Origin of the sequence: Kocuria palustris (assembly GCF_016907795.1) — a bacterium.
In the GTDB taxonomy this organism is placed as follows: Bacteria; Actinomycetota; Actinomycetes; order Actinomycetales; family Micrococcaceae; genus Kocuria; species Kocuria palustris.
The window spans coordinates 1,026,765-1,051,946 of the sequence record NZ_JAFBCR010000001.1 but is presented as its reverse complement, the minus strand read 5'-3'; the positions used below and the strand labels follow the sequence as shown (position 1 = coordinate 1,051,946).

32 protein-coding genes and 1 pseudogene are annotated in these 25,182 nt (G+C 69.1%); all 33 read left to right on the top strand.

Features of this window, described 5'->3' with window-relative positions:
• The first annotated feature begins 163 nt into the window (after nt 1-163).
• The 33 genes and pseudogenes from JOE55_RS04605 to rplF all read left to right on the top strand — a co-directional run bounded on the left by JOE55_RS04605 (nt 164) and on the right by rplF (nt 25,180).
• A complete protein-coding gene (locus tag JOE55_RS04605) occupies nt 164-307 on the top strand; it encodes a hypothetical protein (protein WP_204782154.1) in 144 nt (47 codons plus the stop codon).
• A gap of 12 nt (nt 308-319) precedes the next feature.
• Nucleotides 320-1,138, top strand: a pseudogene (locus tag JOE55_RS13300) (neutral/alkaline non-lysosomal ceramidase N-terminal domain-containing protein); the annotation flags it as partial.
• Nucleotides 1,139-1,150: 12 nt separating this feature from the next.
• Nucleotides 1,151-1,633, top strand: coding sequence for a neutral/alkaline non-lysosomal ceramidase C-terminal domain-containing protein (locus JOE55_RS13295; RefSeq protein ID WP_338125489.1), 483 nt, complete (start codon nt 1,151-1,153; stop codon nt 1,631-1,633).
• A gap of 30 nt (nt 1,634-1,663) precedes the next feature.
• Nucleotides 1,664-2,437 carry an IclR family transcriptional regulator gene (locus tag JOE55_RS04595; protein WP_204782152.1) on the top strand — a complete coding sequence of 258 codons (774 nt, stop codon included), beginning with the start codon at nt 1,664-1,666 and terminating at the stop codon, nt 2,435-2,437.
• Between the two features lie 70 nt (nt 2,438-2,507).
• The gene (locus JOE55_RS04590) at nt 2,508-3,722 is read left to right on the top strand and encodes a 4-hydroxybenzoate 3-monooxygenase (RefSeq protein ID WP_204782151.1); all 1,215 of its coding nucleotides are present in this window, start codon (nt 2,508-2,510) and stop codon (nt 3,720-3,722) included.
• A 233-nt stretch (nt 3,723-3,955) separates the two neighbouring features.
• Entirely contained in the window at nt 3,956-4,744 is a 789-nt protein-coding gene (gene pcaH / locus JOE55_RS04585) for a protocatechuate 3,4-dioxygenase subunit beta (RefSeq protein WP_239546422.1), read from the top strand.
• On the top strand, nt 4,737-5,306 hold the full coding sequence (gene pcaG / locus JOE55_RS04580; protein ID WP_006213520.1) for a protocatechuate 3,4-dioxygenase subunit alpha: 570 nt from the start codon (nt 4,737-4,739) through the stop codon (nt 5,304-5,306). Before pcaH ends, pcaG begins: the two co-directional genes overlap by 8 nt.
• Before the next feature lie 121 nt (nt 5,307-5,427).
• Nucleotides 5,428-6,915 carry a lyase family protein gene (locus JOE55_RS04575; protein WP_204782149.1) on the top strand — a complete coding sequence of 496 codons (1,488 nt, stop codon included), beginning with the start codon at nt 5,428-5,430 and terminating at the stop codon, nt 6,913-6,915.
• Nucleotides 6,912-8,288, top strand: coding sequence for a bifunctional 3-oxoadipate enol-lactonase/4-carboxymuconolactone decarboxylase PcaDC (gene pcaDC, locus JOE55_RS13650; RefSeq protein WP_204782148.1), 1,377 nt, complete (start codon nt 6,912-6,914; stop codon nt 8,286-8,288). Before JOE55_RS04575 ends, pcaDC begins: the two co-directional genes overlap by 4 nt.
• A complete protein-coding gene (locus JOE55_RS04565; protein ID WP_204782147.1) occupies nt 8,285-9,511 on the top strand; it encodes a thiolase family protein in 1,227 nt (408 codons plus the stop codon). The genes pcaDC and JOE55_RS04565 overlap by 4 nt, the downstream gene beginning before the upstream one ends.
• Nucleotides 9,512-9,555: 44 nt before the next feature.
• A complete protein-coding gene (locus JOE55_RS04560) occupies nt 9,556-10,239 on the top strand; it encodes a 3-oxoacid CoA-transferase subunit A (RefSeq protein WP_204782146.1) in 684 nt (227 codons plus the stop codon).
• Nucleotides 10,240-10,348: 109 nt separating this feature from the next.
• The gene (locus JOE55_RS04555) at nt 10,349-11,008 is read left to right on the top strand and encodes a 3-oxoacid CoA-transferase subunit B (protein ID WP_204782145.1); all 660 of its coding nucleotides are present in this window, start codon (nt 10,349-10,351) and stop codon (nt 11,006-11,008) included.
• A gap of 14 nt (nt 11,009-11,022) precedes the next feature.
• A complete protein-coding gene (locus JOE55_RS04550) occupies nt 11,023-11,898 on the top strand; it encodes an IclR family transcriptional regulator domain-containing protein (protein ID WP_204782144.1) in 876 nt (291 codons plus the stop codon).
• 262 nt (nt 11,899-12,160) lie between these two features.
• Nucleotides 12,161-12,535 carry a 30S ribosomal protein S12 gene (rpsL, locus tag JOE55_RS04545; protein WP_006213513.1) on the top strand — a complete coding sequence of 125 codons (375 nt, stop codon included), beginning with the start codon at nt 12,161-12,163 and terminating at the stop codon, nt 12,533-12,535.
• Entirely contained in the window at nt 12,535-13,005 is a 471-nt protein-coding gene (gene rpsG, locus JOE55_RS04540; protein ID WP_006213512.1) for a 30S ribosomal protein S7, read from the top strand. Before rpsL ends, rpsG begins: the two co-directional genes overlap by 1 nt.
• Before the next feature lie 87 nt (nt 13,006-13,092).
• The gene (gene fusA, locus JOE55_RS04535; RefSeq protein WP_024289928.1) at nt 13,093-15,207 is read left to right on the top strand and encodes an elongation factor G; all 2,115 of its coding nucleotides are present in this window, start codon (nt 13,093-13,095) and stop codon (nt 15,205-15,207) included.
• Nucleotides 15,208-15,418: 211 nt separating this feature from the next.
• Complete coding sequence (tuf, locus tag JOE55_RS04530) at nt 15,419-16,609, top strand: elongation factor Tu (protein WP_006213510.1); 1,191 nt, start codon at nt 15,419-15,421, stop codon at nt 16,607-16,609.
• A 524-nt stretch (nt 16,610-17,133) separates the two neighbouring features.
• Nucleotides 17,134-17,442: a 30S ribosomal protein S10 gene (gene rpsJ, locus JOE55_RS04525; protein WP_006213509.1), complete on the top strand. Its 309-nt coding sequence runs from the start codon at nt 17,134-17,136 to the stop codon at nt 17,440-17,442.
• A 17-nt stretch (nt 17,443-17,459) separates the two neighbouring features.
• On the top strand, nt 17,460-18,116 hold the full coding sequence (rplC, locus tag JOE55_RS04520; protein ID WP_024289929.1) for a 50S ribosomal protein L3: 657 nt from the start codon (nt 17,460-17,462) through the stop codon (nt 18,114-18,116).
• Nucleotides 18,117-18,121: 5 nt separating this feature from the next.
• On the top strand, nt 18,122-18,748 hold the full coding sequence (rplD, locus tag JOE55_RS04515) for a 50S ribosomal protein L4 (protein ID WP_006213507.1): 627 nt from the start codon (nt 18,122-18,124) through the stop codon (nt 18,746-18,748).
• Entirely contained in the window at nt 18,745-19,047 is a 303-nt protein-coding gene (gene rplW / locus JOE55_RS04510) for a 50S ribosomal protein L23 (RefSeq protein ID WP_006213506.1), read from the top strand. The genes rplD and rplW overlap by 4 nt, the downstream gene beginning before the upstream one ends.
• A 33-nt stretch (nt 19,048-19,080) precedes the next feature.
• Entirely contained in the window at nt 19,081-19,920 is an 840-nt protein-coding gene (rplB, locus tag JOE55_RS04505) for a 50S ribosomal protein L2 (RefSeq protein ID WP_006213505.1), read from the top strand.
• A gap of 12 nt (nt 19,921-19,932) precedes the next feature.
• Nucleotides 19,933-20,214: a 30S ribosomal protein S19 gene (gene rpsS, locus JOE55_RS04500; protein WP_006213504.1), complete on the top strand. Its 282-nt coding sequence runs from the start codon at nt 19,933-19,935 to the stop codon at nt 20,212-20,214.
• 52 nt (nt 20,215-20,266) lie between these two features.
• Nucleotides 20,267-20,632, top strand: coding sequence for a 50S ribosomal protein L22 (gene rplV, locus JOE55_RS04495; RefSeq protein ID WP_006213503.1), 366 nt, complete (start codon nt 20,267-20,269; stop codon nt 20,630-20,632).
• On the top strand, nt 20,633-21,451 hold the full coding sequence (gene rpsC, locus JOE55_RS04490) for a 30S ribosomal protein S3 (protein ID WP_024289930.1): 819 nt from the start codon (nt 20,633-20,635) through the stop codon (nt 21,449-21,451).
• On the top strand, nt 21,451-21,867 hold the full coding sequence (gene rplP, locus JOE55_RS04485) for a 50S ribosomal protein L16 (RefSeq protein WP_006213501.1): 417 nt from the start codon (nt 21,451-21,453) through the stop codon (nt 21,865-21,867). The genes rpsC and rplP overlap by 1 nt, the downstream gene beginning before the upstream one ends.
• Before the next feature lie 30 nt (nt 21,868-21,897).
• Entirely contained in the window at nt 21,898-22,122 is a 225-nt protein-coding gene (gene rpmC / locus JOE55_RS04480) for a 50S ribosomal protein L29 (RefSeq protein ID WP_006213500.1), read from the top strand.
• Nucleotides 22,119-22,406, top strand: coding sequence for a 30S ribosomal protein S17 (rpsQ, locus tag JOE55_RS04475; protein WP_006213499.1), 288 nt, complete (start codon nt 22,119-22,121; stop codon nt 22,404-22,406). Before rpmC ends, rpsQ begins: the two co-directional genes overlap by 4 nt.
• Before the next feature lie 468 nt (nt 22,407-22,874).
• Complete coding sequence (rplN, locus tag JOE55_RS04470) at nt 22,875-23,246, top strand: 50S ribosomal protein L14 (RefSeq protein WP_006213498.1); 372 nt, start codon at nt 22,875-22,877, stop codon at nt 23,244-23,246.
• Nucleotides 23,246-23,590 (top strand): 50S ribosomal protein L24, encoded by a 345-nt coding sequence (gene rplX / locus JOE55_RS04465; RefSeq protein ID WP_006213497.1) that lies wholly within the window; start codon nt 23,246-23,248, stop codon nt 23,588-23,590. Before rplN ends, rplX begins: the two co-directional genes overlap by 1 nt.
• A complete protein-coding gene (gene rplE, locus JOE55_RS04460) occupies nt 23,590-24,150 on the top strand; it encodes a 50S ribosomal protein L5 (protein ID WP_006213496.1) in 561 nt (186 codons plus the stop codon). The genes rplX and rplE overlap by 1 nt, the downstream gene beginning before the upstream one ends.
• A 64-nt stretch (nt 24,151-24,214) precedes the next feature.
• Entirely contained in the window at nt 24,215-24,613 is a 399-nt protein-coding gene (rpsH, locus tag JOE55_RS04455) for a 30S ribosomal protein S8 (protein ID WP_006213495.1), read from the top strand.
• A 30-nt stretch (nt 24,614-24,643) separates the two neighbouring features.
• Nucleotides 24,644-25,180, top strand: coding sequence for a 50S ribosomal protein L6 (gene rplF / locus JOE55_RS04450; protein ID WP_024289932.1), 537 nt, complete (start codon nt 24,644-24,646; stop codon nt 25,178-25,180).
• Nucleotides 25,181-25,182 lie beyond the last annotated feature (2 nt).

The window sequence follows — 25,182 nt, the reverse complement described above, 5'->3', positions numbered from 1 at the left end:
CACCCATGCCACTCCGGGCGGCGCCGGATTCGACGAGCTGCAGAACATCACCACGCTGGGCTTCCAGCCCCAGGTCTTCGAGGCGCGCAGGTCGAGGGCATCGTGGCCGCAGACGCCGACCGGGCGGAGGGCAGACTGCGAGTGAGCCGCTCGGAGCTGGCCGATGCGGGGGGTCAACCGGTACATGGAGGCCTTCCGCCTGAATCCCGAGGACCTGGGCTCGGCGCTGCCCGGCGGTCTGGACACCTCCTCGACCACGCTGCGGATGGAGAGCGGGGGAGCGGTCGACGCCGTCGTGAACTGGTAATCGACCCACAGCACCTCGCTGACGAACACCAACCGCCTGGTCTCGGGGGAGAACAAGGGCTGCGCCGAGTACGCCCTCGAGCGCCTGGACCACGGCGTGCACCTCACGGCGCAGCAGCGACCGGAGTTCGTGGCGGCGTTCGCCAACTCGAACTCCGGCGACATCAGCCCGAACCTGAACCGGAGCCCGGGCAGCGGGCCCACGGACGACGAGTTCGAGAACACGCGGGAGATCGGCACGCGCCAGGCCGATGCGGTGCGCTCCCAGCTGGCCTCGTCGGGAGACCCGGTGGGCTCGGGGGTGGCCAGCCGGATCACCTACGTGGACATGCGCGGCTACCAGGTGCGCCCGGAGTTCTCCGGCACGGGTCGCACCGAGCGCGCAAGCTGGGCGATCCTGGGCACGGCCTTCGGCGCCGGATCCCAGGAGGACGGGCCGGGCCCGAGCATCTTCAGCGAGGAGCTGGGGAACAACCCCTTCTCGGCCACGCTGGCCTCGTGGCGCTACCGGGTCGACCGCTACGAGGCGGCCATCCACGCGCCCAAGTCCATCCTGCTGTCCGTCAGGGCCATGGGCTGGGTCCAGCAGCAGGTCCCGGTGCAGCTGATCCGCCTGGGCCGGCTGTGGCTGGCGGTCATGCCCGGCGAGGTCACGGCCGCCGTGGGCGTGATGTACCGCAGGGCGGTCGCTGAGGCCACCGGCGTGCAGGAGCGCGATGTCATCATCCAGGCGACCTCCAACGGCTGCACGCACTACGTCACGACGCGCTGGGAGTACGAGTCGCAGCAGTACGAGGGCGGGGCCACGGTCTACGGCAAGCACTCGGCGGCCGCGTACTGCCAGATCCTCGACGGGCTGGCCCGGGCGATCGTCGACGACACGGAGGTGGCCCTGGGCCTCGTGCCGCGGGATGAGTCGGGCAAGGCGCTGCGATCCCTGCAGGAAGCCGACGGCGCGGACCTGCCCATGCCGATGCGGGCCTTCGGCGATGTCTGGACGCAGCCGGTCGACGTCACCGCCGGGCAGGTGGCCCACGCCGTGTTCGTGGGGGCGAACCCGAACGACAACGTCCGCCACGGCGGCTCGTACCTGGTGCTCGAGCGCCAGGCGGACGGCGCCTGGCAGCGCTTCCGCGACGACCAGGACTTCGACACCCGGTTTCTCTGGGAGGGCAGGCTGTTCTCGCGCTCGCTGGTGACCTTCGAGTGGACCGTGCCCGCCGGTGCCGCCGGCACCTGCCGCTTCGTCTACCAGGGCGATCGCCGCACCGGTCTCAGGAGGATCCTGCCGATCACGGCGACCAGCCGGGCCTTCACCGTGCGCTGATACTTGCCCGAGCGGGGGAGAATCCGGGACATGGCCAATTCGTCCTCCGGAGACTCCGTGCTCGTGCGCCTCGACCGGGTGCTGGCCGCCTTCGGGCGCGACCAGCCCCGGCTGACCTCCGCGCAGATCGCGCGACGCACGGGGCTGCCTCCGGCCACCGCCCATCGCCTGTGCGCCGATCTGGCGGCAGCCGGCTGGCTGACGCGCGGGGCGGGGGGCTCCTACTCCGTGGGGACCCGGCTGTGGGAGCTGGCCACCCGGTCGGCCCCGGAGACCTCCCTGGCGGCGGCGGCCGCGCCGTTCCTGCACGGCGTCCAGTCGGTGCTGCGACAGCATGTCCAGCTCGGTCGCATCCAGGGCGACGAGGTCCTGTTCGTGCAGAGGCTCTCCCAGCCCGGCACCCGCCCCATCAGCTCCGCGGTGGCGGGGAGGCTGCCGCTGCACCTCTCGGCCACCGGCCTGGTGCTGCTGGCGGGGCTGCCCGAGGCGCAGCGCCGCGACCACGCCCGACGCGTGCTCGAGCGCGGCGAGCAGCTGCCGCAGGGCGGGCCCGAGCAGCTCGCGCAGGTGCTGCGCGAGATCCGCGCGAGCGGCCACTGCGTGCAGACCGGCAATCTGGAGCCGGACCGCACGGGCATCGCCGTGCCCGTCCATGCCGCCGACGGCTCGGTGCTCGCAGGCCTGGGCGTCGTCGCCGATCGGGCCCTGGCCCCCGTGGATCCCTCAGCCGTCGTGCAGGCGCTGCACACGGCCGCTCACGGGATCGCCCGCGCGGTCGAAGGACCGGATCATCCCGTTGAATGAGCAGTATGTGGCGCAGGCCTCACTGTGAGCCTGAGACTGTGCGCACAACCGTTCGCCAGGAGGACATCCCGTGAGCCAGAACCCCGCGCAGCCCGCATCGGCCGCACCCCTCCTCGAGACGCAGGTCGCGATCGCCGGCGCCGGCCCCGCCGGGCTGATGCTCGCGCACCTGCTGCGTCGCGAGGGCCTCGAGACGATCGTGATCGAGAAGCGCGACCCGGAGACGATCCGGGCCACCCACCGCGCCGGGATCCTGGAGGCCGGCACCGTGGACATGTTGGTGGACTCCGGCGTCGACGGCCGAGTGCTCACGGAGGGTCACGAGCATGAGGGCACGTCCCTGCGCTTCGAGGGCCGCAGCCACCACATCGACTTCCAGGAGACGGTCGGGCGCTCCGTGCGGCTCTACCCGCAGAACGAGGTGTTCTGGGACCTCAAGGAGGCCTCCGAGCGCGACGGCGGCACGGTCTTCTGGTCGGTCGACGACGTCGCCGTCCATGACGTCGAGTCGGATCGCCCGGGGGTCACGTTCGTCGATGCCGAGGGCGCGGCGCGCGAGATCCGCTGCCGGATCCTGGTGGGTGCCGACGGCTCCCGCTCGGTGTGCCGCAAGGCGATTCCGGAGGACGTGCGCACGGATCACTTCACCGAATACCCGTTCGCCTGGTTCGGCATCCTGTGCCAGGCGCCGCCGAGCCACCACGAGCTGATCTACACCCGCTCCGAGTCCGGGTTCGCGCTGATCTCCCAGCGCTCGGACGACGTCCAGCGGATGTACTTCCAGTGCGACCCCACGGAGGATCCCGACGACTGGTCGGACGAGCAGATCTGGGCCCGGCTGCAGGAGTGCGTCTCCGGCCCGGACGGCTTCCGCCTGCAGGAGGGGCCGATCATCGACAAGACGGTCCTGCCCTTCCGCTCCTATGTGTGCGAGCCGCTGCGCCACGGCTCCCTCGTGCTCGTGGGCGATGCCGGGCACACGGTCCCCCCGACCGGCGCCAAGGGCCTGAACCTCGCCTTCTGCGACGTCCGCGTCCTGGCCCCGGCCCTCGTGGCCCTGCTGCGCGACGGCGATGAGCGGCCGCTGGCCGGCTACTCGGGGGCGGCGCTGGAGCGCGTGTGGAAGGCGCAGAACTTCTCGTACTGGGTCACCCGCATGCTGCACAGCAGCTCCGAGGACTCCGAGTTCGACTCCCGCCGCCAGCTCGGCGAGCTGCATGCGATCACGGACTCGCCGTACGGCCGGGCGTACTTCGCCGACTCCTACACGGGCTGGCAGGCCTGAGCGGGCGCTGAAGCCCACGGTGGGCCGTCGATGGCGCACCCCCCCCTACCCAGGTCCGACGACGGACCGCGCTCCGATCACCATGCGTGCGCTCTGCGCACAAGTGTTCAGTTTCGGAGTGACGCACGTTATTCTCAGGTGCTGGAGAGCACGGGCAGCAGCCCTGGGATGACGGGGCCGCGGGGCAGCCCCGCGGCAGCACCTCTACTGCCCGGCTGATGAAGGAGATGACCATGGCGGACACCCCCGTCTCGTCCTCGGACGCGGCAGCGGATTCCCAGTCGGTCCTGAGCGCGGAGATGGGCGCGATCTCGGAGAGCTATGCGGCCTCCGGATCCGTCGAGACCCAGCCTCGACTCGACTATGCGCCCTATCGCAGCTCGGTCCTGCGCCACCCCACCAAGGATCTGCATCATGCGGATCCGGAGACCGTCGAGCTGTGGGCCCCGGCCTTCGGCCCCCGCGACGTCGACGCCCTCGAGTCCGACCTCACGATCCAGGACAAGGGCGAGCCCATCGGCGAGCGGATCACGATCAGCGGGCGCGTGCTCGACGGCGAGGGCCGGCCGGTGCGCCGCCAGCTGGTGGAGATCTGGCAGGCCAATGCGGCGGGCCGGTACATCCACAAGCGCGATCAGCACCCGGCTCCGATCGACCCGAACTTCACCGGGGTGGGCCGCTGCCTGACCGGCGACGACGGCTCGTACTCGTTCACCACGATCAAGCCGGGCCCGTACCCGTGGAAGAACCACTACAACGCGTGGCGTCCGGCTCACGTGCACTTCTCGCTGTTCGGCACGGAGTTCACCCAGCGCATGGTGACCCAGATGTACTTCCCGGGCGATCCCCTGTTCGCCCTGGACCCGATCTACCAGGCGATCGTCGACCCCAAGGCGCGCGAGCGCCTGGTGGCGAACTACGACCACGACCTCTCGGCCCACGAGTGGTCGCTGGGCTACAAGTGGGACATCGTGCTCACCGGAACCCACCGCACGCTCATGGAGGAGGACACCGATGTCTGAGCAGCTGACACCCACGCCCGGTCAGACCGTCGGCCCCTTCTACGGCTACGCCCTGCCGTTCGACGGCGGGGAGAACCTGGTGGATCGGACGCATCCCCAGGCCGTGCGCCTGCACGGGGTCGTCTACGACGGCAACGGCGATCCCGTGCCGGACTCTCTGCTGGAGATCTGGCAGGCGGATGAGCACGGGCGGATCTCGCAGGAGCCCGGCTCCCTGATCCGCGACGGCTACACCTTCACGGGCTTCGGCAGGCAGGCCGTGGACAACGTGGGGGCGTACTCGTTCACCACGGTGGCCCCCGGCCCCACGGAGCCCGGGGCGGCCCCGTTCATCGCCATGACGGTCTTCGCCCGCGGTCTGCTCAACCGGCTCTTCACCCGGATCTACCTCCCGGAGGACCAGGAGGCCCTGGAGCGGGACCCGCTGCTGTCCTCGGTGCCGGCGGATCGGCGCGAGACCCTGATCGCCCGCCGCGAGCAGGACGGCTCGCTGCGCTTCGACGTCCGCCTGCAGGGCGAGGCGGAGACCGTGTTCCTGCGCTACCCGCAGCACGCGGACTGAGCAGGCACGGGGCCGGGCCGACGTCCATCGTCGCCCCGCCCCCTCCGCCGCGCGGGGACGACTCGCGACGGCGTCACCACCATCTTCAGAGCATCGCGACGACAGGACGACGACGAGACGCATGGCAGCACAGGACGCCGACTATGGTCTGCTCGTCCCCGGAGCCCATCGGGCCCGGGGACTCGCCGGTGATCGACAGGTGCTGCGCTGCCTGGTGCGAGCGGAGACCGCTTGGGTCGCGGCGCAGGCGCAGCTCGGGCTCGTCCCGGACAGCGCCGCGGAGGCGGCGGCCGACGTCCTCACGGACGAGGTGCTCGATCGCAGCTTCGACCTGGCGGATCTCGCCGAGCGCAGCGAGCTGGGCGGGAACCCGGTGATCCCCATGCTCGCGGATCTGCGCGCAGCGGTGCGGGAGATCGACCCGGAGGCCGTCGGCGCAGTGCACCGCGGGCTGACCAGTCAGGACGTTCTGGACACCGCCCTGATGCTGGTGCTGCGCGAGGCCCTCCAGCATCTCGATGACTCCCTGTCCCAGGCGCGGTCCGCGCTGGCCGGACTGGCCCAGCGCCACCGCCACGCTCTGTGCGCCGCGCGCACCCTGACGCAGCACGCGCTGGCCACGACCTTCGGCCTGCGCTGCGCCCAGTGGCTCGAGGGGCTGGCGGATGCCCATGAGCGGCTGGACCGGCTGAGCACTCCGGTGGCCATCGGCGGTGCGGCCGGCACCCTGGCCGGATCGCAGGCCCTGTTCGAGCAGCAGGAAGACCTCCAGCGCGGCAGTGCCTGCTCCGCGGAGCTCTCCGAGCAGGTCCTGCAGCTGCACGCCGCCTGGGCCAGGCAGCTCGGGCTGGAGGAGGCGCCCCACGTCTGGCACACCGCCCGGCAGCCCGTTCTGGACGCCGGGGCCGCGCTGGGCAGCGTCTGCGCGGCGATCGGCAGGATCGCCGACGACGTCCTGCTGCTCTCGCGCCCCGAGCTCGGCGAGCTGCGCGAGCCCACGGGCCCGGGCAGGGGCGTGTCCTCGGCCATGCCGCAGAAGCAGAACCCGGTGCTCTCGGTCCAGCTCAAGCGCACCGCCCTGAGCGCACCGCAGCTGCTCGCCTCGCTGTTCACTGCCGCCTCCTCCTCGGTCGACGAGCGTCCGGACGGCGCCTGGCACGTGGAGTGGCCGGCGCTGCAGCAGCTGCTGCGACTGAGCCTGACGGCGTGCTCCCAGCTGGCAGAGCTTGCCCAGGGGCTGCGCGTGGATGTCGAGCGCATGGAGGAGAACCTGCGCGCCTCGGGGCCGGCGCTGCTCTCCGAGCGGATCGTCACGGCGCTGAAGCCTGCGGTGCAGGAGGCGGACGGGGCCACGGGAGCCCAGCGCATCCAGGCCGTGCTGGCCCGGGCCGGTGCGGATGTCGAGGCAGCCGTCGACGGCCTGGCGGAGATCACGGGGGAGGGCCGCGACGCCCAGGGGCATGCCCTCGACCGGCAGCGGCTGCAGCAGCTGTGCGACCCGCGCGGCTATCTGGGCGCGGCCGATCTGCTGATCGATCGGGCTCTCGCGCGGCAGGACGAGCGAGAGGCGCTGCCCGGCGGCGGCGCCAGAACAGGAGAGGACTCATGAGCGTTCCGAGCATCCGCCTCGTGGAGCTGAGCGCGCCCGCTGCGGCGCAGGACGAGCAGCGGCCGGTGCTGCTGCTCGGCCCGGCGCTGGGCACGGCTCTCGTCCCGCTGTGGGGCGGGGTCGCCCGCGAGCTGGAAGGGCGCTTCCGCATCATCGGCTGGGAGCTGCCGGGCCACGGGGGCGCACCGGCCGGCTCCGAGGACTTCTCGATCGAGGAGCTCGCCCAGGGCGTCCTGGCCGCCGTGGATGCGGTCGAGGAGCTCCCGGCCGAATCCCCGTTCTGGTATGCGGGCTGCTCCGTAGGCGGGGCCGTGGGGCTGCAGCTGCTGGTCGATGCGCCGCAGCGCGTCCGAGGCGCCGTCATCACCGCCTCCGCACCGCAGCTGGGCGATCCCGAGCAGTGGCGCGAGCGCGCCGCGCTGGTGGAGGCCGCGGGAACTCCCACGCAGGTCATCGGCAGTGCGCAGCGCTGGCTCACCCAGGACTTCATCGAGCGCGACGCCGCCGCCGGCACCGGGATCACCACGGGTCTGCTGCACGCGCTGCAGTCCGCCGACCGCCACGGCTACGCCCAGGTGTGCCGTGCGATCGCCGCGTTCGACCTCACCGGGCGACTGGGGGAGATCGTCGCCCCGGTGATCGCCGTGGCCGGCGAGCAGGACCCCTCGGTCGAGGCGCAGGCGGTGCGGGACTGGGCGCAGCAGGTGCCCGGTGCGCGCTTCGAGCTGATCGAGCAGGCCGCGCACATGATCCCCGCCCAGCAGCCGGCCGCGCTCGCCGGGCTGATCAAGGAGCTGGCAGCGCAGACGCCGGGCTCCGCGTCGACCGATCCGCTGCGGCGTGAAGGGGCGCCGTCCTCGGTCGGCGACTCGGCCCCGGGGAGCGCCTCGGCTCCGGCGCCTGCACCACGCGCGGGCGGCGACCGCACCGCCTCCCAGACGCATGCCGACGGCATGCGGGTGCGCCGCGAGGTCCTCTCCGACGCCCACGTGGATCGCTCGGAGGCCAACAAGGACGAGTTCACGGCCGAGTGGCAGGACTTCATCTCCCGCTACGCCTGGGGCGAGATCTGGACCCGTCCGGGCCTGGATCGGCCCATGCGCAGCGCCATCACGCTGACCGCCCTGATCGCGGCGGGGCACTGGGGTGAGTTCGAGATGCACGTGCGCGCGGCACTGCGCAACGGGCTGACGCGCGAGCAGATCAAGGAGATCCTGCTGCAGAGCTCGATCTACCTCTCGGTGCCCTCCGCCAACAACGCCTTCTCCCATGCCAAGGCGGTCTTCGACCGTCTGGACGCGGAGGCCGCCAGCGCCTCCTCGCCCGCCACGACAGACCGAGCATCATCAGACGACGAAGGAGTCACCTCATGAGCACCGCAGCCAGCGGCCGCCAGGACGCCTACATCTACGACGCCGTGCGCACCCCGTTCGCCAAGATCGGCGGCGCCCTGTCCGGCCACCGCCCCGACGACCTCGCAGCGCTCGTGGTGCGCAGCATGGTCGAGCGAGCTGAGGGCCTGGACCCGGAGAGCATCGACGAGGTCGTGTTCGGCAACGCCAACGGCGCCGGCGAGGAGAACCGCAACGTGGCGCGCATGGCCACGCTGCTGGCCGGTCTGCCCACCTCGCTGCCGGGCACCACGGTCAACCGCCTCTGCGGCTCCTCGCTGGATGCCGCCATGATGGCCTCGCGCCAGATCGAGCTCGATGAGGCCGACCTGATGCTCGTGGGCGGCGTCGAGTCCATGTCGCGCGCTCCCTGGGTCCTGCCCAAGACCGAACGTCCGTTCCCCATGCAGGACCTGCACCTGGCCAACACCACGCTCGGCTGGCGGCTGGTCAATCCCGAGATGCCCGATGCCTGGACGGTCTCGCTGGGCGAGGCCACCGAGCAGCTGCGCGAGAAGCACGGGATCACCCGCGAGGAGCAGGACGTCTTCTCGGCGCGCTCCCACCAGCTGGCCGCGAAGGCCTGGGACGAGGGCCGCTACGACGACCTCACCGTGACCGTGAAGGCCAACTCCAAGCGCGGCAGCGACGTCACCCGCGATGAGACCGTCCGCGCCGATTCCACCCCGGAGACGCTCGGCGGTCTGCGCACCGTGTTCCGCAAGGACAGCGGCACGGTCACCGCCGGCAACGCCTCGCCCATGAACGACGGCGCCTCCGCCGCGTGGCTCGGGTCCGAGAAGGCTGCCGTTCTTCTGGGGCGCACGCCGCTGGCGCGCATCGCCGGGCGCGGCGCTGCGGCCAATGAGCCGCAGTTCTTCGGCGAGGCGCCGGTCGAGGCCGCGAACCTGGCCCTGAAGCGCGCCGGGATCGGCTGGGAGGATGTCAGCGCCGTCGAGCTCAACGAGGCCTTCGCGGCCCAGTCGCTGGCGTGCCTCCGCCAGTGGGGGATCGAGGAGTCGATCGTCAACGCGTGGGGCGGCGCGATCGCGATCGGCCACCCGCTCGGCGCCTCCGGCACCCGAGTGCTGGGAACCCTGGCTCGGCGCCTCCGGGCGGAGGGCGGCCGCTGGGGCGTGGCTTCGCTGTGCATCGGCGTGGGCCAGGGCCTGGCCGTCGTGCTCGAGAACACCGACGCCGCCTGAGCCCGGCGCACCAGAGACCGAACGATCATTCGCAAGGAGAGAGCATGCTGAGCATCGCGGACACCGCGGCCCAGGCCGTCGAGCAGATCGAGGACGGCTCGACCGTCATGATCGGGGGCTTCGGGGTGGCGGGTCAGCCCGTCGAGCTGATCGACGCCCTGATCGAGCAGGGCGCGAACGACCTGACCGTCGTGAACAACAACGCGGGCAACGGCGACGTCGGGCTGGCCAAGCTCATCCAGCTGGGACGGGTGAAGAAGATCATCTGCTCGTTCCCGCGCCAGTCGGACTCGTGGCACTTCGACGAGAAGTACCACGCCGGCGAGATCGAGCTGGAGGTCGTCCCGCAGGGCAACCTGGCCGAGCGCATCCGCGCCGCAGGCGCCGGCATCGGCGCGTTCTACACCCCCACCGGCTACGGTACGCCGCTGGCCGAGGGCAAGGAGGTCCGCGAGCTCGACGGACGCCACCAGATCCTCGAGTACCCGATCGTCGCCGACTACGCCCTGACCAAGGCGCACACCGCCGACACCGCGGGCAACCTCACCTACCGCAAGACGGCGCGCAACTTCGGCCCGATCATGGCCGCGGCCGCCCGGACGTCGATCGTGCAGGTCTCGGAGCTCGTGGAGCGCGGGCAGATGGATCCGGAGACCGTGGTGACCCCGGGTATCTACGTCGACACCGTCGTGCGCATCCAGGCCCCCAAGACGCCCGACGCGGGCTGATCCCCTCACGGATCAGGACCGCCGCCGCAGGCGGCGCCCGTCCCGATCCACCGCGAGCAGACACGCCACCGCAGCGGCAGCCAGGCCGCGCAGAGAGCGAGACACGACCATGAGCACTCCCCAGACCCAGGACGCGGCGCTGGACAACCAGCAGCTCGCCGAGCTCGTCGCCCGCGACATCCCCGCCGGCGCCTATGTGAACCTCGGCATCGGCCAGCCCACGCTGGTCTCCGACTACCTCTCGCCCGAGGACGACGTCACCCTCCACACGGAGAACGGCATGCTCGGCATGGGTGCGGCCGCCCACGGCGAGGACATCGACCCCGATCTGATCAACGCGGGCAAGATCCCGGTCGTGGAGACCGACGGCTGCTCGTACTTCCACCACGCGGACTCGTTCGCCATGATGCGCGGCGGCCATCTGGACTGCTGCGTCCTCGGCGCCTTCCAAGTGGACCGCAACGGCAACCTGGCCAACTGGTCGACCGGCAAGCCCGGGGCCATCCCCGCGGTCGGCGGGGCCATGGACCTGGCCACCGGCGCCAAGCAGACGTTCGTGATGATGGACCTGCGCACCAAGAAGGACCAGCCCAAGCTGGTCGAGCAGTGCGATATGCCCCTGACGGGCGTCGGCTGCGTCTCGCGCGTCTACACCGACCGCGCCGTCTTCCTCATCGAGGGCGACGGCCGCGTGGTGGTGCGCGAGACCTTCGGGGCCACGTTCGAGCAGATCCAGCAGCTCGTGCCCTTCCCGCTCGAGCAGGCCTGAGGACAGCAGCGCAGATGGCAGTCGAGCATTCCGCCGACGGGTCGGGGGAGTCCGAGCGCGCCGCCGGGTCGTCGTCGCGCTCGGGCACGGACACGGTGCAGTCGCTGGCCCGCGGCCTCGGCGTGATCACCGCCTTCGACGCCGGGCGACCCCGGATGACGCTGTCCGAGGTCGCCCGGCGCAGGGGCCTGTCCCGGGCGACGGCGCGCAGGCTCCTGCTGACGCTCGAGCAGCTGGGCTACGTGCGCACCGACGGCCGCGACTTCGAGCTCACCGCCAAGGTCCTCGAGCTCGGCTACGCCTACCTCTCCGCGCTGAGTCTGCCGGAGATCGCCGCCCCGCACCTGCGCCGGCTCTCCGAGACAGTGGGGGAGTCCACCTCCGTGGCCGTATTGGACGGCTCGGAGATCGCCTACGTGGCCCGGGTCCAGGCCCGGCACATCATGAATGTCGCGATCTCGGTGGGCACGCGCTTCCCGGCGCATGCGACCTCCATGGGCCGCGTGCTGCTCAGCGAGCTTCCCGACGACCAGGTCCGCGCTCGCTGCGAGGCTGCTCTGGCTCATCCGCCGGCCCGTCGCACCGTCACGACCCTCGACGGGCTGCGCCATCGCCTGGCCGAGGTGCGCCGCAGCGGGTGGGCGGACGTGGACCAGGAGCTCGAAGCCGGGCTGCGCTCGGTGGCCGTGCCGATCCGGGACGCCCGGGGGCAGATCATCGCCGCGGTCAACGTCTCCATGCGCGTGGGCGTCACGGAGGAGCACGAGGATCCGCTGCGTGCGATCCTCCCGGCGCTGCGCGAGTGCGCAGGCGCCATCCAGCAGGACCTGGCCGCGTCCGGGGCGGGTGGGCACCAGGACCCCGCCATCGCGGCGCGCGGAGGCGTCTGATACACTGTCCGGGATTGGCTCGACCATCCGTGGTCGCTTCCAGTGGCAGGTATGGACTCCGTCCTCAGGCACGCAGGGTGTGCCCGAATGCCACTTTTTGTCATGCCTCGAGGGTCTCGCCCCTGCTGCCCGCAGCGATCGCATCGTCGATCTCCTGCAGCACCCCTCGAGGCATCGGCCGCGGGTCCGCGTCGAGCGGCCCATGGCAGGCCTATCCACCAACGTCGCGCGCCGCACCGGCGCGCCACCATCAGGAGACGATGTGCCCACTATCCAGCAGCTGGTCCGCAAGGGCCGCACCCCGAAGGTCGTGAAGACCAAGGCGCCGGCCCTCCAGGGCAGCCCCATGAAGCGCGGCGTCTGCACCCGCGTGTACACGACCACGCCCAAGAAGCCGAACTCCGCGCTGCGCAAGATCGCGCGCGTGCGCCTGAACAACGGGGTCGAGGTCACGGCCTACATCCCCGGTGAGGGCCACAACCTGCAGGAGCACTCCATCGTGCTCGTGCGCGGCGGCCGAGTGAAGGACCTCCCCGGCGTCCGCTACCGCATCGTGCGCGGCGCCCTCGACACCCAGGGCGTCAAGGGCCGCGGCCAGGCCCGCTCCCGCTACGGCGTGAAGAAGGAGAAGAAGTAATGCCTCGTAAGGGTCCCGCCCCCAAGCGCCCGCTCGTCGTCGACCCGGTCTACGGATCCCCGGTCGTCACGCAGCTGATCAACAAGGTCCTCCAGGACGGCAAGAAGTCCACCGCCGAGCGCATCGTCTACGGCGCGCTGGCCGGTGTCGAGCGCAAGTCCGGCGAGGAGCCGGTCGCCACGCTCAAGAAGGCCCTGGAGAACATCAAGCCGGCCCTCGAGGTCCGCTCCCGCCGCGTCGGCGGCGCCACCTACCAGGTGCCGATCGAGGTCCGCGCGGGCCGTTCACAGGCACTGGCCCTGCGCTGGCTCGTCGGCTACTCCAAGGCCCGTCGCGAGAACACCATGACCGAGCGTCTGATGAACGAGATCCTGGACGCCTCGAACGGTCTGGGTGCCGCTGTGAAGCGTCGCGAGGACACTCACAAGATGGCCGATTCGAACAAGGCCTTCGCCCACTACCGCTGGTAATTCCGGCTCCGCTGGTAGCATCGGCACGTTCTGCCGCCCCTCATCGGGGGCGGCAGACCGCCGGGAACACCTCAGAAGGGACTCACCGTGGCACAAGACGTGCTTACCGACCTGAAGAAGGTCCGCAACATCGGCATCATGGCGCACATCGACGCCGGCAAGACCACCACCACCGAGCGCATCCTGTTCTACACGGGCATCAACCACAAGCTCGGTGAGACCCATGAGGGTGCGTCCACGATGGACTGGATGGCTCAGGAGCAGGAGCGTGGCATCACGATCACCTCCGCGGCCACCACCTGCTTCTGGGACGACAACCAGATCAACATCATCGACACCCCGGGCCACGTGGACTTCACGGTCGAGGTCGAGCGCTCCCTGCGCGTCCTCGACGGCGCCGTCGCCGTCTTCGACGGCAAGGAGGGCGTCGAGCCCCAGTCGGAGACCGTCTGGCGCCAGGCGGACAAGTACGACGTCCCCCGCATCTGCTTCGTCAACAAGATGGACAAGCTGGGCGCGGACTTCTACTTCACCGTCGACACCATCATCAACCGCCTCAAGGCCAAGCCGCTGGTCATGCAGCTGCCGATCGGCTCGGAGAGCGACTTCGTGGGCGTCGTGGACCTGGTCCACATGAAGGCCCTGGTCTGGGAGGGCGACTCCAAGGGAGACGTCTCCCTGGGCGCCTCGTACAAGACCGAGGAGATCCCCGCGGATCTCCAGGAGCGCGCCGAGCAGTACCGCGCCGAGCTGGTCGAGAACGTGGCCGAGGCCGATGACGAGCTCATGGAGAAGTACCTCGGCGGCGAGGAGCTGACGATCGATGAGATCAAGGCCGGCGTCCGCAAGCTGACCATCGCCTCGGAGGCCTACCCGGTCTTCTGCGGCTCCGCGTTCAAGAACCGCGGCGTGCAGCCGATGCTCGACGCCGTCGTGGACTACCTGCCCTCGCCGCTCGACGTCGACGACGTCCAGGGCCACTCGGTGCGCGACGAGGACGAGGTCATGACCCGTCCGGCCGATCGCACCGCTCCGTTCTCCGCTCTGGCCTTCAAGGTCGCTGCGCACCCGTTCTACGGCCAGCTGACCTACACCCGCGTCTACTCGGGCACGGCCAAGGCCGGCGAGCAGGTCCTGAACTCGACCAAGTCCAAGAAGGAGCGCATCGGCAAGCTGTTCCAGATGCACTCCAACAAGGAGAACCCGGTCGAGGAGATCCAGGCCGGTCACATCTACGCGATCATCGGCCTGAAGGACACCACCACGGGTGACACCCTGTGCGATGCGGCCAACCCGATCGTGCTGGAGTCCATGTCCTTCCCGGCTCCCGTGATCTTCGTGGCCATCGAGCCCAAGACCAAGGGCGACCAGGAGAAGCTCTCCACCGCCATCCAGAAGCTCTCCGCTGAGGATCCGACCTTCACGGTCTCCCTCAACGAGGAGACCGGTCAGACCGAGATCGGCGGCATGGGCGAGCTGCACCTGGACATCCTGGTGGATCGCATGAAGCGCGAGTTCCGCGTCGAGGCGAACGTGGGCAAGCCCCAGGTCGCCTACCGCGAGACCATCAGGAAGTCCGTCGAGAAGGTCGACTACACCCACAAGAAGCAGACCGGCGGCTCCGGTCAGTTCGCCAAGGTGCAGGTCTCCTTCGAGCCGATCGACCTCGAGGCCGAGGAGCTCTACGAGTTCGACAACGCCGTCACCGGCGGTCGCATCCCGCGCGAGTACATCCCGTCGGTGGACGCCGGAATCCAGGACGCCATGCAGCTCGGCGTGCTGGCCGGCTACCCGGTCGTGGGCGTCAAGGCCACGCTGCTCGACGGCGCCTACCACGACGTCGACTCCTCGGAGATGGCGTTCAAGATCGCCGGCTCCATGGTCTTCAAGGAGGGCGCCAAGCGCGCCAACCCGGTTCTGCTCGAGCCGACCATGGCCGTCGAGGTCCGCACGCCCGAGGAGTACATGGGCGATGTCATCGGCGACCTGAACTCGCGCCGCGGCATGATCCAGTCCATGGAGGACGTCTCCGGGATCAAGCTCGTCAAGGCCAGCGTTCCGCTGTCCGAGATGTTCGGCTACATCGGCGACCTGCGCTCCAAGACGCAGGGCCGCGCGGTGTACTCGATGTCCTTCGACTCCTACACGGAGGTCCCGAAGAACGTCGCCGAGGAGATCATCCAGAAGAACCGCGGCGAGTGATCCGTCGGCGGCTTCCTTGTGAGGAGCCGCCGACGGCCCCACGGCCTCGATCGCGGGCCCGCAGCCGGCCCCGAGCCGGGCGGGCCCGCCGCACCGACCGATTTCTCACCCCCAACCAGCCCGACTACACTTGCAGAGGATTCCGCCCGCTGAGCGCCTCTGCACGCGTCAAGGGCGAGCAAGTTCGCATCATTCTCTAGGAGGAACCACCATGGCGAAGGCCAAGTTCGAGCGCAGCAAGCCGCACGTCAACATCGGCACCATCGGTCACGTCGACCACGGCAAGACCACGCTGACCGCTGCGATCTCCAAGGTCCTGGCCGACAAGTACCCGGACCTCAACGAGGCCCGCGACTTCGGCGGCATCGACTCCGCTCCGGAGGAGCGCCAGCGCGGCATCACGATCAACATCTCGCACATCGAGTACCAGACCGAGAAGCGCCACTACGCGCACGTCGACGCCCCCGGCCACGCCGACTACGTCAAGAACATGATCACCGGCGCGGCCCAGATGGACGGCGCGATCCTCGTGGTCGCCGCCACCGACGGCCCCATGGCGCAGACCCGCGAGCACGTCCTGCTCGCCCGTCAGGTCGGCGTGCCGACCCTGATGGTCGCCCTGAACAAGTCGGACATGGTCGATGACGAGGAGCTGCTGGACCTCGTCGAGATGGAGGTCCGCGAGCTGCTCTCGGACCAGGAGTTCGACGGCGACAACGCCCCCGTCGTGCGCGTCTCGGCGCTGAAGGCCCTCGAGGGCGACCCGGAGTGGGTTGCCAAGATCGAGGAGCTCATGGACAACGTCGATGAGTTCATCCCGGACCCGGTCCGCGACACCGACAAGCCCTTCCTCATGCCCGTCGAGGACGTCTTCACGATCACCGGCCGCGGCACCGTCGTGACCGGCCGTGCCGAGCGCGGCACCCTGCCGATCAACTCCGAGGTCGAGATCGTCGGCATCCGCCCGATCCAGAAGACCACGGTCACCGGCATCGAGATGTTCCACAAGCAGATGGACGAGGCCATGGCCGGCGAGAACTGCGGCCTGCTGCTGCGCGGCCTGAAGCGCGACGACGTCGAGCGCGGCCAGGTCGTCTGCAAGCCCGGCTCGATCACCCCGCACACGGACTTCGAGGCCAACGTGTACATCCTGTCCAAGGATGAGGGTGGGCGTCACAACCCCTTCTACACGAACTACCGCCCGCAGTTCTACTTCCGCACCACCGACGTCACCGGCGTCATCTCCCTGCCCGAGGGCACCGAGATGGTCATGCCCGGCGACAACACCGAGATGTCGGTCGAGCTCATCCAGCCGATCGCCATGGAGGAGGGCCTCGGCTTCGCCATCCGCGAGGGCGGCCGCACCGTGGGCTCCGGCAAGGTCACCAAGATCACCAAGTGATCATCGGCTGACTGATCCCGGACGCGGGCTCGCACGAGTCTGAGTCCCGGAAGCCTCGAAGGGCCCCGCACCGATCCGTCGGTGCGGGGCCCTTCGCCGTGCCCACCCGACAGTGGGGCTCCGCTGCCTCAGGCCGTCGCTCGAGCTGCGCGCGGCGGGAGAGCTGAGCCACATCGACGCACCCGGGGTTGCGGGGCATCCGAGGATCGTGGCAAGATGGACGGCGTTGTTCGCGCATCGGCGCTGCTCGCAGCGCACCGAACGATGCAGGGTCCGGCCTCCTGGCGAGGCGTGTGCCGCAGCGAACCCCTCTGAACGACCCTCCCGCGATCCGGGATCGATGCTGTCGTCTGCGCAGAGCGAATAGACGACACGCCCGACCCCGGGGGACGGTGCTCCGGCAGGCTGAGGAACCCGACGACGTCGGATTCAGCCCGTGCGGAGCGGCGCTGAAGGCAGCGCCACGCATAAGGAGCCTCGGCTCCGTCACAGGGAAGTACTTGAAGAAAGAGAGTCACGACGCCATGGCGGGACAGAAAATCCGCATCCGGCTGAAGTCCTATGACCACGAGGTCATCGACGTCTCGGCCCGCAAGATCGTCGAGACGGTGACCCGTGCCGGCGCAACCGTCGTCGGTCCGGTGCCGCTGCCGACCGAGAAGAACGTGTACACCGTGATCCGGTCGCCGCACAAGTACAAGGACAGCCGTGAGCACTTCGAGATGCGCACGCACAAGCGCCTGATCGACATCGTCGATCCCACGCCGAAGGCGGTCGACTCGCTCATGCGACTCGACCTGCCGGCCGATGTGAACATCGAAATCAAGCTCTGATAAGGACCGCAGACGCAATGACTACGACTTACGAACGCCAGATGAAGGGCATCCTGGGCACCAAGCTCGGCATGACCCAGGTCTGGGACGAGAACGGGAACCTGGTTCCCGTCACCGTGGTCCGGGCTGACACCAACGTTGTGACCCAGCTGCGGACCCCGGAGAACGACGGCTACTCCGCCGTCCAGATCGGCTACGGCCAGATCGACCCGCGCAAGGTGACCAAGCCCCTGGCCGGTCACTTCGAGAAGGCCGGCGTGACCCCGCGCCGCCACCTGGTCGAGCTGCGCACGTCCGATGCCGCCGAGTACTCCCTGGGCCAGGAGCTCTCCGTGGAGATCTTCGAGGCCGGCGCGCGCGTCGACGTCGTCGGCACCACCAAGGGCAAGGGCACCGCAGGTGTCATGAAGCGCCACGGCTTCGCCGGCGTCTCCGCCTCCCACGGTGCCCACAAGAACCACCGCAAGCCGGGCTCGATCGGCAATGCGTCCTACGCAGCGCGCGTCTTCAAGGGCATGCGCATGGCCGGCCGCATGGGCAACGAGCGCCACACCACCACGAACCTCAAGGTGCACGGTGTGGATGCCGAGAACTCCCTGCTGCTCATCAAGGGCGCCCTGCCGGGCGCCAAGGGTTCGGTCGTCCTCGTCCGCACCTCCGTGAAGGGAGCCTGATACTCATGGCAACTGAGACCATCAACGTGGACCTCCCCGCTGAGATCTTCGACGCCAAGTCCTCGGTGCCGCTGATGCACCAGGTCGTCGTGGCGCAGCTCGCGGCCGCCCGTCAGGGCACCCACAAGACCAAGACCCGCGCCGAGGTTTCCGGCGCCGGCCGCAAGCCCTTCAAGCAGAAGGGCACGGGCCGCGCCCGTCAGGGCTCCATCCGCGAGCCCCAGATGACCGGCGGCGGCATCGTGCACGGCCCGGTGCCGCGCGACTACTCGCAGCGCACGCCCAAGAAGATGAAGGCCGCCGCCCTGCGCGGTGCCCTGTCGGACCGTGCCCGTCACGGCCGCATCCACGTGGTGTCGACCCTCGTCGAGGGCACGACCCCGTCCACCGCAGCCGCCAAGGCCGCGCTGGCGGGTCTGACCTCGCGCAGGCACGCGCTCGTGGTGCTCTCGCGCCAGGATGACGTCGCCGCTCTGTCGGTGCGCAACCTGCAGAACGTGCACAGCATCTACGCGGATCAGCTGAACACCTACGACGTGCTGGTCAGCGACGACGTGGTCTTCACCAAGGATGCGTACGACGCATTCGTCGAGGCCGCCACGGCCGGCAAGAAGCAGGAGGACGCCAAGTGAGCGTGACCTACAAGGACCCCCGCGACGTCATCGTCGCTCCGGTGCTCTCCGAGAAGTCGTACTCCCTGATGGATCAGGGCCAGTACATCTTCCAGGTGACCCCGGATGCGAACAAGATCGAGATCCGCCAGGCCGTCGAGTCCATCTTCGACGTCAAGGTGGCCTCCGTGAACACGATCAACCGTGCCGGCAAGCGGAAGCGCACGCGCTTCGGCTGGGGGCAGCGCAACAGCACCAAGCGTGCTGTGGTGACGCTGTCCGAGGGCACCATCGACATCTTCGGCGGTTCCCAGGGCTGAGGCCCGGGAACAGAGTCAACGAGGAACTAGAACATGGCTATTCGCATTCACAAGCCCACGACGCCGGGCCGCCGCGGCTCGTCCGTCGCGGACTTCGCAGAGATCACGCGCTCGACCCCGGAGAAGTCCCTGCTGCGCCCGCTGCCCAAGAAGGGCGGACGCAACAACCTGGGTCGCATCACCACGCGCCACAAGGGCGGCGGGCACAAGCGCCAGTACCGCGTCATCGACTTCCGTCGCCATGACAAGGACGGCGTGGACGCCAAGGTCGCGCACATCGAGTACGACCCGAACCGCACCGCGCGCATCGCGCTGCTGCACTACGTGGACGGCACCAAGCGCTACATCCTGGCGCCCAAGCGCCTGACTCAGGGCAGCATCGTCGAGTCCGGTCCGGCGGCCGACATCAAGCCCGGCAACAACCTGCCGCTGCGCAACATCCCGGTCGGCACCACGCTGCACGCTGTGGAGCTGCGTCCGGGCGGCGGCGCCAAGCTGGCCCGCTCGGCCGGCGCCTCGGTGCAGCTGGTCGCCAAGGAGGGCAAGTACGGACAGCTCCGTCTGCCCTCCGGCGAGATCCGCAACGTCGACGTCCGCTGCCGCGCGACCGTCGGCGAGGTCGGCAATGCCGAGCAGTCGAACATCAACTGGGGCAAGGCCGGCCGCAACCGCTGGAAGGGCATCCGCCCGACCGTGCGCGGCGTCGTCATGAACCCGGTGGACCACCCGCACGGCGGTGGCGAGGGCAAGACCTCCGGCGGCCGTCACCCGGTCAACCCGAACGGCAAGCCCGAGGGTCGCACCCGTCGCCCCAACAAGGAGAGCGACAAGCTCATCGTCCGTCGCCGTCGCACCGGCAAGAACAAGCGCTGAGGAGCCTGAACCATGCCACGCAGCCTGAAGAAGGGCCCCTTCGTCGACCAGCACCTGTATCTCAAGGTGGCCAAGGAGAACGAGAAGGGCACCAAGAACGTCATCAAGACGTGGTCCCGTCGCTCGATGATCGTGCCGGACATGCTCGGCCACACCATCGCGGTGCACGACGGACGCAAGCACATCCCGGTGTTCGTCACCGAGTCCATGGTCGGTCACAAGCTCGGCGAGTTCGCGCCCACGCGCACCTACCGCGGCCACGTGAAGGACGACAGGAAGGGCAAGCGCCGCTGACCTTCTCAGGTCGCAGCGTTTGACTTCCCGATAAGACGAGAAGAGGAAAGCAATGGAAGCCAAGGCATCCGCGCGCTACGTTCGCGTGACGCCGATGAAGGCCCGGCGCGTCGTCAACCTGATCCGTGGCCAGCAGGCGCACGAGGCTCTGGCGATTCTGAAGTTCGCCCAGCAGGGCGCTTCCGAGCCGGTGTTCAAGGTCCTGTCCTCGGCGGTCGCCAATGCGCGACAGACCGCCGATCAGAAGGGACTGCCGTTCCGCGAGGAGGAGCTCGTCGTGAGCGAGGCCTTCGTGGACGAGGGTCCGACGATGAAGCGGTTCCGTCCGCGAGCCCAGGGCCGCGCGTTCCGCATCAACAAGCGCACGAGCCACATCACCCTGGTCGTGGCGACCCCGGAGAACGAGGAGGTCCGCTAAGTGGGACAGAAGATCAATCCCAACGGCTTCCGTCTGGGAATCACCACGGACCACGTCTCGCACTGGTTCACCGATTCCAACAAGGCGGGCCAGCAGTACAAGGACTATGTCCGCGAGGACATCATGATCCGCAAGCTCATGGACACCGGCATGGAGCGCGCCGGCATCTCGAAGGTCGATATCGAGCGCACCCGTGACCGCGTCCGCGTGGACATCCACACGGCGCGTCCGGGCATCGTCATCGGCCGCCGCGGCGCCGAGGCCGATCGCATCCGCGGCGAGCTCGAGAAGCTCACGGGCAAGCAGATCCAGCTGAACATCCTCGAGGTCAAGAACCCCGAGATCGATGCGCAGCTGGTCGCCCAGGGCGTCGCCGAGCAGCTCGCCTCGCGCGTGGCCTTCCGCCGCGCCATGAAGAAGTCCATCCAGTCGGCGCAGCGCGCCGGCGCGAAGGGCATCCGCATCCAGTGCGCCGGCCGTCTGGGCGGCGCCGAGATGTCCCGCTCGGAGTTCTACCGCGAGGGCCGCGTGCCCCTGCACACGCTCCGCGCGAACATCGACTACGGCTTCTTCGAGGCCAAGACCACCTTCGGCCGCATCGGCGTGAAGGTCTGGATCTACAAGGGCGACCTGACCTCCAAGGAGCTCGCAGCTCAGGAGGCGGCAGCCCAGTCCCGCGGCCGCGGCGGAGACCGTCGCGGCGGAGGCGCCGGCGATCGCCGTCGCCGTCCCGAGCGCACTGACCGCAATGATCGCGGTGGACGTCGTGGAGAGCGCTCCGGCGACGCCCCCGCAGCGAATGCAGAGGGTGGTAACTGATGCTCATCCCCCGTCGTGTGAAGCACCGCAAGCAGCACCACCCCAAGCGCGGTGGCACTGCGACCGGCGGCACCACGGTCTCCTTCGGAGACTGGGGCGTCCAGGCACTGACCCCGGCCTACGTCACCAACCGGCAGATCGAGGCGGCTCGTATCGCCATGACCCGCCACATCAAGCGCGGTGGCAAGGTCTGGATCAACATCTTCCCGGACCGTCCGCTGACCAAGCGCCCCGCTGAGACCCGCATGGGCTCCGGCAAGGGCTCGCCCGAGTGGTGGGTCGCCAACGTCAAGCCGGGTCGCGTGATGTTCGAGCTGGGCGGCGTGTCCGACGAGGTGGCCCGCGAGGCCCTTCGCCTGGCCATCCACAAGCTCCCGATGAAGGCGCGCATCGTGCGTCGCGAAGGCGGTGAATGATCAATGGCCGTTGGATCCAAGGATCTGAACATGGAGAAGCTCGTCGAGCTCGACGACGCCGCTCTCCAGTCCGAGCTGAAGAAGGCCAAGGAGGAGCTGTTCAACCTGCGCTTCCAGTCGGCCACGGGTCAGCTCGAGAGCAATGGCCGTCTGAAGGCCGTCAAGCGCGACATCGCGCGCATCTACACGGTGCTGCGTGAGCGCGAGCTGGGCATCCGCGGCGCAGCCGAGACCTCGAAGGATGGTGCCAAGTGACCGAGCAGCCTCAGAAGACCGCTGAGACCGACCAGCGCGGGGATCGCAAGACCCGCCGCGGCTACGTCGTCTCGGACAAGATGGACAAGACCGTCGTCGTGCAGCTGCAGGACAACGTCACCCATGCCCTCTACGGCAAGGTGATCCGCCGCACGCAGAAGGTCAAGGCCCACGACGAGGCCAACGAGTGCGGCGTGGGCGATCTCGTCCGCATCGCCGAGACCCGCCCGCTGTCGGCTCAGAAGAACTGGCGCATCGTGGAGATCGTCGAGAAGGCCAAGTGATCTGAGGCTCCCGCGCTGCGGGAGCCTCACGGTGCCCCGCCGCATGCGGGGCACCGCAGGGCTAGCGCCCCTTCACCGCTCGCGCGGGGGAGGGGCGCTTCGCCGTCCCCGCCGGCCGGGCCTGCCCGCCAGGACGTGATGCGGCTCAAGCCGTGATCCGCGTCCTGGCGCGGATCACGGCCTGTCGGGCGGGTGCCTCATGTGCTAGAGTTTCGCCCTTGTGTGGGCATCTCTATGCCCCGACCCTCTGCCTTCCGTGCCAGCGCATAATGCTCGCGGCTTCGGCGCGCCTTCGGGCACACCGGCAAGACCACGAGTCCAGATGCTTCTGGCACGGTGCGGCGGAGCCCCTGCCGGGAGCGCCTCGCGCGGAGCCGGTGGAGGGGGATCCATCCGACGAACTGTTCCGCAAGGCCCGCCCCTGCTCTCGAAGGGTGCGAGAACCAGCGTGACGACAGGAGAGCAACAGTGATTCAGCAGGAGTCGCGACTCAAGGTCGCCGACAACACGGGTGCGAAGGAGATTCTCACCATCCGTGTCCTCGGCGGCTCTGGTCGACGCTACGCAGGCATCGGCGACACCATCGTCGCCACCGTGAAGGACGCCATCCCCGGCGGCAACGTCAAGCGCGGCGATGTCGTCAAGGCCGTCATCGTGCGCACGCGCAAGTCGCGTCGCCGCTCGGACGGCTCGTACATCCGCTTCGACGAGAACGCGGCCGTCATCCTCAAGTCCGAGGGCGGCGATCCGCGCGGCACGCGCATCTTCGGCCCGGTCGGGCGCGAGCTGCGCGACAAGAAGTTCATGAAGATCGTCTCCCTGGCACCGGAGGTGCTCTGATGCCCAAGTTCAAGATCAAGACCGGCGACCTGGTCCAGGTCATCACCGGCAAGAAGGAAAACAAGGGCAAGCAGGGCAAGGTCCTGCGTGTCATCACCGAGACCGAGCGTGTGGTCGTGGAGGGCGTCAATGTGATGACCCGTCACAAGCGCCCGACCATGCAGGGTGAGTCCGGCGGGATCGAGAAGGTCGAGGCCCCGATCCACATCTCGAACGTCGCCCTGGTCGATCCCGAGACCAACAAGCCGACCAAGGTCGGCTACCGCACCGAGACGGTGGAGCGCAACGGCCGGACGAAGACCGTGCGCGTCCGCGTCTCCAAGACCACCGGCAAGGATCTGTGATGACTGAGACCACCACCGCCCCGCGCTTCAAGACCAAGTACGACGAGGTCGTCGCGCCGGCGCTGCAGGAGCAGTTCGGCTACAAGAACGTCATGCAGATGCCGCGCATCACCAAGGTCGTCGTCAACATGGGCGTCGGAGATGCCGCCAAGGACTCCAAGCTCATCGACGGCGCCGTGCGCGACCTCACCGCGATCACCGGCCAGAAGCCGGTCATCAACCGCGCCCGGAAGTCCATCGCTCAGTTCAAGCTGCGTGAGGGCATGCCGATCGGCTGCCACACCACGCTGCGCGGCGAGCGCATGTGGGAGTTCCTGGATCGCCTCGTGACCCTGGCTCTGCCCCGTATCCGCGACTTCCGCGGTCTGTCGGACCGTCAGTTCGACGGCAACGGCAACTACACGTTCGGCCTGACCGAGCAGGCGATGTTCCACGAGATCGATCAGGACAAGATCGACCGCGTCCGCGGCATGGACATCACCGTGGTCACGACCGCCACCTCCGATGATGAGGGCCGCGCACTGCTCAAGGCGCTCGGCTTCCCCTTCAAGACCAACTGAACCACTACGTCGCAGGTCCCGCCCCCGGGCGGGAAACCATGACGAGGAAGGGCTAGAGCCCACCATGACAATGACAGATCCTGTCGCAGACATGCTGACCCGTCTGCGCAATGCCAACTCGGCCTACCACGACACCGTGGCCATGCCGTACTCGAAGCTGAAGGCCCGCCTGGCGGAGATCCTCAAGGCCGAGGGCTACATCGAGGACTGGACCGAGGAGCCGGCTCGCGTCGGCAAGACCCTGGTCCTGAACCTCAAGTTCGGCCCGCAGCGCGAGCGCTCCATCGCGGGTGTGCGCCGCATCTCCAAGCCTGGCCTTCGCGTCTACGCGAAGTCCACCAACCTGCCCCGAGTCCTGGGCGGCATGGGCATCGCGATCATCTCCACCTCTTCCGGCCTGCTGACCGATCGTCAGGCCGCGAAGAAGGGCGTGGGCGGCGAAGTCGTCGCCTACGTCTGGTGACCCGCTAGCAGAGGAAGGAAGGAAGAGAACATGTCACGTATCGGACGTCTCCCCATCTCTGTGCCCAGCGGCGTCGAGGTGAAGATCGATGGCTCCCTGGTCACCGTGAAGGGACCTAAGGGGGAGCACCAGCACCAGATCGCAGCGCCGATCACCGCCGTCCTGGAGGACGGTGTGATCACGGTGTCGCGACCCGATGACGAGCGCGAGTCGCGGTCCCTGCACGGGCTGACCCGCACTCTCATCAACAACATGATCGTCGGTGTCACCGACGGCTACTCGAAGGGCCTCGAGATCGTCGGCACGGGCTACCGCGTCACGCCGAGGGGCAAGGACCTCGAGTTCGCCCTCGGCTACTCGCACCCGGTCCAGTTCGAGGCTCCCGAGGGCATCGAGTTCGCCGTCGAGGGCGCGAACAAGGTGTTCGTGAAGGGCACCGACAAGCAGCAGGTCGGCTATGTGGCCGCCAAGATCCGCGCCCTGCGCGCCCCGGAGCCCTACAAGGGCAAGGGCGTTCGCTACGCGGGCGAGCAGATCCGTCGCAAGGCCGGAAAGGCAGGTAAGTGACC

Coding starts and splice junctions, on each gene's coding strand:
- JOE55_RS04605 (WP_204782154.1), top strand. CDS start 164: ATGCGGGGGGTCAACCGGTACATGGAGGCCTTCCGCCTGAATCCCGAG.
- JOE55_RS04595 (WP_204782152.1), top strand. CDS start 1,664: ATGGCCAATTCGTCCTCCGGAGACTCCGTGCTCGTGCGCCTCGACCGG.
- pcaH (WP_239546422.1), top strand. CDS start 3,956: ATGGCGGACACCCCCGTCTCGTCCTCGGACGCGGCAGCGGATTCCCAG.
- pcaG (WP_006213520.1), top strand. CDS start 4,737: ATGTCTGAGCAGCTGACACCCACGCCCGGTCAGACCGTCGGCCCCTTC.
- JOE55_RS04575 (WP_204782149.1), top strand. CDS start 5,428: ATGGCAGCACAGGACGCCGACTATGGTCTGCTCGTCCCCGGAGCCCAT.
- pcaDC (WP_204782148.1), top strand. CDS start 6,912: ATGAGCGTTCCGAGCATCCGCCTCGTGGAGCTGAGCGCGCCCGCTGCG.
- JOE55_RS04565 (WP_204782147.1), top strand. CDS start 8,285: ATGAGCACCGCAGCCAGCGGCCGCCAGGACGCCTACATCTACGACGCC.
- JOE55_RS04560 (WP_204782146.1), top strand. CDS start 9,556: ATGCTGAGCATCGCGGACACCGCGGCCCAGGCCGTCGAGCAGATCGAG.
- JOE55_RS04555 (WP_204782145.1), top strand. CDS start 10,349: ATGAGCACTCCCCAGACCCAGGACGCGGCGCTGGACAACCAGCAGCTC.
- JOE55_RS04550 (WP_204782144.1), top strand. CDS start 11,023: ATGGCAGTCGAGCATTCCGCCGACGGGTCGGGGGAGTCCGAGCGCGCC.
- rpsG (WP_006213512.1), top strand. CDS start 12,535: ATGCCTCGTAAGGGTCCCGCCCCCAAGCGCCCGCTCGTCGTCGACCCG.
- tuf (WP_006213510.1), top strand. CDS start 15,419: ATGGCGAAGGCCAAGTTCGAGCGCAGCAAGCCGCACGTCAACATCGGC.
- rpsJ (WP_006213509.1), top strand. CDS start 17,134: ATGGCGGGACAGAAAATCCGCATCCGGCTGAAGTCCTATGACCACGAG.
- rplC (WP_024289929.1), top strand. CDS start 17,460: ATGACTACGACTTACGAACGCCAGATGAAGGGCATCCTGGGCACCAAG.
- rplD (WP_006213507.1), top strand. CDS start 18,122: ATGGCAACTGAGACCATCAACGTGGACCTCCCCGCTGAGATCTTCGAC.
- rplB (WP_006213505.1), top strand. CDS start 19,081: ATGGCTATTCGCATTCACAAGCCCACGACGCCGGGCCGCCGCGGCTCG.
- rpsS (WP_006213504.1), top strand. CDS start 19,933: ATGCCACGCAGCCTGAAGAAGGGCCCCTTCGTCGACCAGCACCTGTAT.
- rplV (WP_006213503.1), top strand. CDS start 20,267: ATGGAAGCCAAGGCATCCGCGCGCTACGTTCGCGTGACGCCGATGAAG.
- rplP (WP_006213501.1), top strand. CDS start 21,451: ATGCTCATCCCCCGTCGTGTGAAGCACCGCAAGCAGCACCACCCCAAG.
- rpmC (WP_006213500.1), top strand. CDS start 21,898: ATGGAGAAGCTCGTCGAGCTCGACGACGCCGCTCTCCAGTCCGAGCTG.
- rplX (WP_006213497.1), top strand. CDS start 23,246: ATGCCCAAGTTCAAGATCAAGACCGGCGACCTGGTCCAGGTCATCACC.
- rplE (WP_006213496.1), top strand. CDS start 23,590: ATGACTGAGACCACCACCGCCCCGCGCTTCAAGACCAAGTACGACGAG.
- rpsH (WP_006213495.1), top strand. CDS start 24,215: ATGACAATGACAGATCCTGTCGCAGACATGCTGACCCGTCTGCGCAAT.
- rplF (WP_024289932.1), top strand. CDS start 24,644: ATGTCACGTATCGGACGTCTCCCCATCTCTGTGCCCAGCGGCGTCGAG.